General features: G+C 68.1%; 1 pseudogene. It reads left to right on the top strand.

Annotation, left to right across the window (positions count from 1 at the left end):
* A pseudogene (locus tag CV1CTNOD_RS15005) lies at positions 1 to 706 on the top strand (IS6 family transposase); the annotation flags it as partial.
* Positions 707 to 764: the final 58 nt, after the last annotated feature.

Raw genomic sequence — 764 nt, 5'->3', positions numbered from 1 at the left:
GCGTCGACGTCCCGTCCGCCGGTCCCGGCATCGGAGTTCACCGGCTTCCGGTTCCCCCCTGAGGGGAAGCGTGCTGGCGGTCCGCTGGTACCTGCGCTATACGCTGTCGTACCGGGACGTCGAGGAACTCCTGGCCGAACGTGGCCTGGCCGTCGATCATGTGACCGTCTATCGGTGGGTGCAGCGGTTCACCCCGCTGCTGATCGATGCAGTCCGGCCCTGCCGGCACTCTCCCGGGGATCGGTGGTTCGTCGACGAAACCTACGCCAAGGTCGCCGGAGAGTGGATCTACCTGTACCGGGCGGTCGACCAGTTCGAGCAGGTCATCGACGTGTTCGCCTCCGACCAGCGCGATCTGGCCACGGCCCGCCGCTTCTTCACCCAGGCCCTGTCGCACGGCCGCCGGCCGGTCGAGGTGACCACCGACCAGGCGGCCTCCTATCCGCGGATCCTCGACGAGCTGCTGCCCGCCACCCACCACAGCGATGCCCGGCGGGCGAACAACCGGATCGAATCCGACCACAGCCAGCTGAAAGCAAGACTCCGCCCGATGCGCGGGCTGAAACGCCTCCGTTCCGCTCAGCCGGTCAGCTTGGGGCGTGCGTTCGTGCAGAACGTCCGACGCGGCCATTACGAACCCGGCGTCGACGCCGACCCGCGGCTGCGGGTGTCGGCTGCCTTCGCCGAGCTCGCCCTGGCGGTCTGATCAACATTCAGGCAGGGTCCGCCATGTCTTGCTTTCCCATAACGCAACAGACCCGCGC

Source organism: Protofrankia symbiont of Coriaria ruscifolia (genome assembly GCF_900634745.1).
GTDB classification, from domain to species: Bacteria; Actinomycetota; Actinomycetes; order Frankiales; family Frankiaceae; genus Protofrankia; species Protofrankia californiensis.
This window is presented reverse-complemented; position numbering and strand designations above follow the sequence as displayed.